Genomic DNA, 7,214 nt, shown 5'->3' with positions numbered 1-7,214 from the left:
CAATCTGACCGGCATCTACACTTGGGATGCGGAGCATCAGATGCCCGAAGGCTTCCGGTCGCTCAGACCTCCGACGAAGCTACTTCGTGCCGCCGCCTGACGTTCCTGCTCCGTTCAGCCTTAGCGTACGATTTCGCACTGCTCTTGTTCCGACCCCCTGAAGAAGCGCGACAGACCAGATTTCGATCCTTCCCAGGTATCGCGGACCCAGCTTGAATAGATTTCTCGTAGCGTCGGTTCTTCAACATTCATGGCATCAGCCTCGGCGATCGAACCAAAAGAGGAGTCTTCCCTCTATACTTCATTAGCAGCGAGTTGTGAGGTAGGCCATAGCGTTGGGCGGACGGGTCAGTTGGCCGCCGAACAAGAATACCTGCACCGAGGATATTCGGAGCAGCCGAAGAATTCACCGAACCTGCCGCTCTTTCTAACGACGTGACCGCTACAGCTTTCTGTCGGGCAACGGGACTTTGGTGCCTTGTTGCGATATTTCCGTTTCTTGAATTCCCACGGATGAACGTTGTCCTCGAATGCCCATATGCCGCGCTTTGCGCGTCTGGCTTCCTCCAGCGCATCCAGATATCGCTGGTCAGGCCCGTATCGCTCCAGGACCCAAGCCCAGCCATTGACGACCATTTCTAACTCGACGTTTCGCGTTACGCGGAGGGGTGCCCCAAACGTCGCTATGACATGAGGGCATGACGACGGTGTTCTGAACTCCCCGGCCGCGTAGTCCAGCGTTAAGTAGGGAACGCAAACGACGCGGCCGTATGTGTCTACCGACCGCCCGGTATTCATCTTCATCAAGATCGCAAGTTCAACCCACCTGTCGCCGATCAGGGAGGTGAGGAAGTCCTTGGCTTGAGGGCCGCCTGGCTGCTCCATCTCCGGAGCATCGATGAATCCGAATCTCGCGGTTATCTCGATCTCGGCTTGATCCCTTGGGTTTCCCGTGATCTCGGAAACCTTGACGCGAGTCAGAAATCCGTCGCCATCGAATACCTTCAGCACCGGAACCCTGATCGTGTCCGTTTGCGGATTCTCAGGCACAATGATCACGGGATTTACTTCTGGAGTCATTGTATGGGCGGCCGTGGATTATCGAGACTATACCGCTCCCCTTTTTCCTTTCGAAAGTCCTAAATTAACACTGCAAAAAACAAGGCACATCCGGTTGGTCTAAAAATATCCCGGGGAGCCAAGCGTAGCGCGGCGGGGCAGAGCCCCATGAGGGGGGAAGGAATGGCAAAACTCAATTTTGACACGAGAGGCTACGCCTTCAAAGCCGGACTTGACGTGCTTCGGGAGGGGTATGCTTCCGCCTCAAAGGCGCTAGCCTCCGATGTTGAGCGCGTGAAGGCCAAGGCCGCAGCCTATGAGGCCTCAGACGAATTTATCGGTGACCGCGACGACGACGGCAATATTCTTTGGGAGCAAGGACGCGTGCTCAGCATGCAGCAGGAGACCACTGAGGAAGCGCTGATGGCACTGCGCAGGGCCTACGTTCTTGTCCTCTATCATCATTGGGAGCGGGCAATTCGCGCATACACAGACAGCGGCGGGAGCGCCGATCATGAGAAGCTTGTGAAACGCGCAACGGCTAAGGGCTTGCCGATCGACACCCGGCTAGGTGTTGTCCGCGATCTGGCGAACGCCTTAAAACATGGCAAGGGCGGCGCGTTGCAACAAAGCTGGCCGGATGTCTTGACCTTCAGGGCGCGCTTACACGAGCCGCGAGACTGGTATGAGGCCATCAAGCCTGAAGACGCTCATGTTGTCGAAGTCTTCGAAATCATCGCGCAGTCCGGTCCGAGGGCTTGGCCGCAGAGCAATCCTTCCCCGCTCTCTCTGGCGGAGTCCTGAATCTCGTTCCGTTTCTGCTTTGCCGCTTTCCGTTTTGCGTCATCCCGGCGGCCCTTCATCCCCATGGAACGGGGCGCAGCCCCGTTTCCTTGGGTCGGTTGGGATAAGTGAAAGTGGAGCCGAAGGCGCAGCGGAAACGGTCCCAAACATTGTGCCGTGAGCACCTATCTCCTCTTCCTCCATTATGCCGTCGGGATCGGGCGGCAGTCCTTCGAGATCCCGAGCCTCGCAGGCTGCATCGTTCTCCGCTCTGCCTCCAGCTTCGCTTCCTCCTTCGCGTCGATCATCCCCTGAGCCGTGGCTTTGTCGGTGATGATCCACTCGTCCACCTTGAGCAGGACTTGCCTCATCGTGTCTTCCGAGGGGCGGACGAAGGCCCATGAGCCCTCGTGGTCTGTCACTATGACTATTTCCCCTTCGTCCAGCGCCTCCATGGCGGTAGCCCTTTCCTTCGCCTTGCCAGAGGCCGTGACCACCGGGGCGGCAATGCCGACGGTTTCCTTCACCGTCTCGCCGAAGGCGTTTTCCCGTTCCTTCCGGACGGGGACGGGCGGAAGCGGGAGGGGGGTGTCCGACGCGATGCCAAGTTCGCCGCGCAGCCATAGCCACTCCGAGGCGTGAAGGTCCCGGTCGGCCCAAAAGCCCACGGCGATGCACGCTTGGTAGGCATGCGTCGCGGCGACATCGTTCAATGCCTTCACCGCCTCCTCCGCCCGTCGCTCCACCGTCACCTTCGCGTCCTCAAGCCGCGCGGCCTGCCTTTCCGGGGTTTCCTCTGCCGCGCCTCTCTCCAGCCACTTCAGCCTCTCCTTCCATTTTTCTTCAGGCTCAACCAGTCCGAGGAAGCGGCTCGGCATCGAGGGACCCCGCAATTCGTGGAGTTCCTTCGCCGCCCCGTCGTCGGGGTGCTTCGGGAGGAACTCGACGCGCTGACGGTCATCCGCCAGGAGTGCTCGCGCTGCAACCACCCTTGGGCGGCCATCATCTGATCGACCGATAGGTTCATGCGCCGATCGTTGGGCCACTCGCCGCGCTCGGCGGCTTTCCAGAAGCAGTCCCACATCCGCCCCGGCGACCGCTGCGAGTCCAGGCCTATCCAATTGTGAAGTCGCGCATCCCGCTCTTTTGCCCAGACGGCATGCCGCTCGATGTCGCTCCCGGGCGCTTCGTCTTCAGGAATACCACCCTCCGCCTCGAAATCGTCGCCTATGCCCTTCGACAGGCGCAGGCTGTAGCGGGTGGTGTACTTCGCGATCGATGCCGCCGTTTCCGCACTGAATTGCTGGGTCGCCAGCGGGAAGACCGAGGCCGCTGACCGCCTCGACGGGAAGACCTTCCGTCAAATCCGTCGCCTCGGCTTGCCGTGATGCGACGTGCTGGGCCTCGACACCAGGATTGCCGAGGACCAGGCCCTACAGGCCTTTTTCGAATTGCGCGCTCGCGAGCCCCACGATTGGCAGCGACTTTTCAAGGAAGTCACCCAACCGCCTTCACGCCATTCGGAACTGGCGCCGCGAGGGCTGGGAAATCCTTGCCCGCGTTCGCGCACAGGAAGCCATTGGCCTTGACGTGTGTCTGCCGTCTACCCTTGCCGAGGAATTCAGGATGCCTGGTCGCGGCATGCGGAGCTTGAGCAGAGCGTAACTGAAAGATTAATTACGCTCTCACCTCCAGAGGGGCACAAAAGCGGGAATGAGAGTTCGCGTCGGCTGTCGGAACGGCTTGCTACCCCCATGCCTCTATCTCGTAGTCGGAAGCGAACGCGAGAAGACCAGTCTCAATCGTGCGCCAGGTGATGCGGAGATCGCGAAGATCGTCGGGTGTGAACTCTCGTGCGTGGTGTGATGCGGCACGCAGGCGGCCGGCGTCATCCAGCAATGCGGCAAGAGGTTGCGGATCATCGAAGCCAGCCTCAAAGACTGCTGCAAAATGCTCGGGGTTGCTCATGATGCGGGCGTAGTGCGCATAGTCGGCGTGATCGAGCACGTCACCGCCGCGCTTCTTCCAGCGTCCAAGAAGGTCCCTGCAGCCGCAAAGCGGAAGGCGAGCCTCGGCCCAGTCCTCACCGTAGGTGTCGGCCATTACCGCATCCACGACCTCGCGCAGGGTTAATTCATAACGATGGACGAGCGATTTTGCTTTTTTAATGTGGGGAGCCTCTGCCTTGCCCCGTAGCCGCGCCCTGAACCGTCGGCGCTTTTCGGCTCTGCTCAACAGACGCAGCCTCGGCCACCGTGGCAGGACGAGCCCAGCAGCATCCAGGAACCTGCGATACTCGGCCAGCGTGTCCAGGGCGGGCATCGACGAGAGCGCGAACGCCTTGCTCGCCGCCATGAAATCACGATCTACCCGCATGCTCTGGCTGATCAGGTCGGAAAACGCCGAGGCGCGCGAGAATGCAGCAAGGTGTGATTCCATGTCCCCGACGCCCAGGAGATCCAGCACCACAAGCTTCGAGGAGAGCAGGTCGAACGGGGTGCGAAAAGCCTCCAAAGCCGACGGCAAGGCGAGCGTCTGAGCTAATCCGGCCTGTTCTTGTGCGAATGCAAATGCTGACGGCGTGATCAGTTGTTTCGCGAACAGATCGTCGCGCGTCCGCACTAAGTCCCCGAGGGCGTGAAACCGCGTGAGCAGATCCGCCAGCCCCAACGTCGCGTTGCGTGCCGCCTCGTCGTGCTGCCACTGGTCCATAAGCGTCCGCGCGGGGCTGGCATTGAACTGGCTTAGCTGACTGTGCGCGTTGCGGAGAATGTCGGATTGCAGTTCCGCCAGCCCCAACGTCGCGTTGCGTAAAGCCTCGTCATGCTGCCAGTGGTCCAAAAGCGTCCGCGCGGGACTGGTGTCGAACTTGCTTAGCTGATTGTGCCATGTCGATGCGCATCCGAGCGCTTCGCTCGCAAGGCGCGCGTTGCGGAGAATGTCGGAATAATATAAGATGAGCTATCGAAAGTCGACATGGCCCTCTCCCATTTCGCTCGTTGGCGCAGGGCCAAGGAATCGCCCTCAATTTACCGCTCGGGGGATCAATCAACAAGCTCAAGGACGAGGTGGATTGGCAACTAATGTCGGCTTAGGCCGACATCGCTTTTGCGATGGCGATCGACTTGTCGAATAGCTCCGCCAGTTCATGCCACTCAGCACGGACAGCAGGCATCAGTTCCGCATGACGGGAGCGATCCGGGTGGCTTTCCGCCGCCAATATCGTGTCCACCAGGTTATCGTCAGCAAGATTACTGGAGCTAAGCTGGTCGATCGGCAGGCCAGTTGGAGATATTTCCTTCTCGCCAATGCCTTCCCTAAAATGCGCTAGTTTCAACCCGATCTCGGTGAGAAACTGCCTGACCCGGTCATCCCGTTCGAACATCAATTCGATCCGTAAGGCGTTGACCAACGCATTCTTCGGACCGGGCAGCATCGCGACGTCTCGGATTTCGAATCCTATGGGATTACGTTCAAGATATTCATCGTAGGCATCGACGGCGGCCTTTGCGACCCTAGCCATTTCCGCATCCGCGCCCGAAAGTTGGATAAGCGCTGCAGCCTGGGGTACCCGTTTCTTCTTGAAGAGGCCGAAGATCACTCCGTACCTCCCTTCCGCAAAGCCTTTTGGTCCTTGCCGATCCCATAGCTGTTTCCGAGAAAGTCGAACAGCAGCGGGAAGACGGTCAATCCGGGGAGCCCCATCGCGTGACCGAAAGCAGCGAGTCCGACGTTGCCGAAAATCAGTCCGAACAGGAGGCCAAATATCGCTCCCGTTATCGACCATCTTGTCTCGTGCGGCCGCTCGCGCGTCGACGCTTGAAGAGGGCAAGCTATTCTGCTGGCCACAGACCGATTTCGACTATCCATCCCGTCACCCTTCTGCCCGACGAACAATGGAACATGTGTTCCCGCCAGCCCGTTATGATGTTCGCGTTCCCTTATCAGCGCGCTTGGCCATTTCCGCGATGTGGTCGAACATCCGTTTCAGGTGGTGTTTCATCGCGGCCTTGGTTTCTTTCGAGGCCCGTCCGGTGTCGTAGACCGAACCTTCGATCGCTTCCCGAAACTGCTTGACGGCCGCGCTTGGGGTAGTCTCGGCGAGATATGCGAAGTTGCTGGCCGAAATCAGAGCGAGTGCGCAGAACGCGTGTTCGAGTGCCAGCAGCCTGGCAAGGTCGTCGTGATCCCAATTCGCGCTCATCACTGTTCTCTCTTTCGCATGCTTCGATTCGACCCCTCCTAGAGCTGCCCGATTTGATTGAGCAGGCCGCCAAAGGGGTGTTCCACGCTCGAAAAGGAATCTCGATCTTGGTGTTGTCAGGGGAGGTCTTAATCAGCTTCATTCCGCCCCTTTCGAGAACGTCGACCGCGATGTCTCCGATTGGATCGAACTCGGCCCGCTCATCCCATTCGCCGAGCCGATCCCAAAGTTTCCTATAAGCGGTTTCGAGCTTTTCGAAATACTCGGTGAACCAATGATCGTTGAGCGCTTCGGCCAGCTCGGGGAGATCGGCGATCTTCTTATCAAGGCCGTGCATCGTGCCAATCAGATAGGACGCCCATTTGATGAGGTTGCCATATAGTGGCGGGACTTCTGCAAGAATTTGGTCGATGTCGCCATGCGTCCGATAGGACAGAATGAATTCATTCGCTTGTTGGTCTGTTTCCGAAAGCGCCCTGACGAACGTGCTGATATAACCGTCCGTCGGGTCTGTGCCCCAGCATGCGCTCGCCCGCGTGGCGCCGTATTCTTCCCAGCATGCATCGGTGACTTCCAGCCGGAAACGGTCGAAGTTGTTCGATGCGCCTTCACGCAGAATCACATTCGGAAATCGGTTGTCGAATGCTGTATGCAGCATCGCATGAGCGCATTCGTGCGCAAGGGTGTGGACAGCCAGCGGGAACAATTCAGACTCAGGTTCTGCCAAGCCCAGGATCGCATGGACGTGAAAGACCAGGTGGGTTTTGAGTTTTCCATCTCTTAGAACCGCTGGCGCCATTGCCACGCCGATTACACCGTCTTCGACGCTAGAGGCAGTCAAAGGTCGGAGGCCTTCAATGCCGCGATCGAGAGTGGCTAAAGCTTCATGGTAGTCCCCGGAAATGGTAACGCCATCGACCCCGCGGAGGTCCATCGATCTGCCGAGAACCCTCATCGACCCTAAGACTCGATGGGCGAACTCGCGAGCGTTGTCCTCGCTCTCAAACGGGCCGCTGAGGCTAATGCCAACGTTAGTTGGCAGCGTTGTAGGCTCCTCAGACTCATCGACGGTGATGGGTTCGCTATCGTCGGCCATGCAGGGGAACTCCAGTGTGGTAGTCAAATCAATATCTTATTGCTTCTGTTCAAGAATATTCGTCGGTCGCTG

The 7,214-nt window shown here is 58.7% G+C and carries 6 protein-coding genes; 1 reads left to right on the top strand and 5 read right to left on the bottom strand.

The window, feature by feature from the left end; all coding sequences use genetic code 11:
• Positions 1-348: 348 nt before the first annotated feature.
• Positions 349-1,059: a thermonuclease family protein gene (locus PU724_RS31950; RefSeq protein ID WP_354425614.1), complete on the bottom strand. Its 711-nt coding sequence runs from the start codon at positions 1,057-1,059 to the stop codon at positions 349-351.
• 183 nt (positions 1,060-1,242) lie between these two features.
• Here PU724_RS31950 and PU724_RS31945 point away from each other — a divergent pair, with 183 nt between their 5' ends.
• Positions 1,243-1,863, top strand: a complete 621-nt coding sequence (locus tag PU724_RS31945) for a hypothetical protein (RefSeq protein ID WP_354425616.1) — start codon at positions 1,243-1,245, stop codon at positions 1,861-1,863.
• Positions 1,864-2,045: 182 nt separating this feature from the next.
• Here PU724_RS31945 and PU724_RS31940 read toward each other — a convergent pair whose 3' ends face one another.
• The 4 genes from PU724_RS31940 to PU724_RS31925 form a co-directional block, all read right to left on the bottom strand.
• Complete coding sequence (locus tag PU724_RS31940; RefSeq protein ID WP_354425618.1) at positions 2,046-2,720, bottom strand: hypothetical protein; 675 nt, start codon at positions 2,718-2,720, stop codon at positions 2,046-2,048.
• Between the two features lie 868 nt (positions 2,721-3,588).
• Complete coding sequence (locus tag PU724_RS31935; protein ID WP_354425620.1) at positions 3,589-4,683, bottom strand: hypothetical protein; 1,095 nt, start codon at positions 4,681-4,683, stop codon at positions 3,589-3,591.
• Between the two features lie 250 nt (positions 4,684-4,933).
• Positions 4,934-5,443, bottom strand: coding sequence for a hypothetical protein (locus PU724_RS31930; protein ID WP_354425622.1), 510 nt, complete (start codon positions 5,441-5,443; stop codon positions 4,934-4,936).
• Between the two features lie 343 nt (positions 5,444-5,786).
• Entirely contained in the window at positions 5,787-7,142 is a 1,356-nt protein-coding gene (locus PU724_RS31925; protein WP_354425624.1) for a DUF1428 domain-containing protein, read from the bottom strand.
• Between the last annotated feature and the right edge of the window lie 72 nt (positions 7,143-7,214).

Source organism: Mesorhizobium abyssinicae, from assembly GCF_049887195.1.
Taxonomy (GTDB): domain Bacteria; phylum Pseudomonadota; class Alphaproteobacteria; order Rhizobiales; family Rhizobiaceae; genus Mesorhizobium; species Mesorhizobium abyssinicae.
Note: the sequence above shows the minus strand (reverse complement) of the source record. Positions and strands in the feature narration are given on the sequence as shown.

What these genes read in the sequence shown, in the direction of transcription:
- PU724_RS31945 (WP_354425616.1), top strand. Translation starts at nt 1,243, where the DNA reads ATGGCAAAACTCAATTTTGACACGAGAGGCTACGCCTTCAAAGCCGGA.
- PU724_RS31940 (WP_354425618.1), bottom strand. Translation starts at nt 2,720, where the DNA reads ATGCCGAGCCGCTTCCTCGGACTGGTTGAGCCTGAAGAAAAATGGAAG.
- PU724_RS31925 (WP_354425624.1), bottom strand. Translation starts at nt 7,142, where the DNA reads ATGGCCGACGATAGCGAACCCATCACCGTCGATGAGTCTGAGGAGCCT.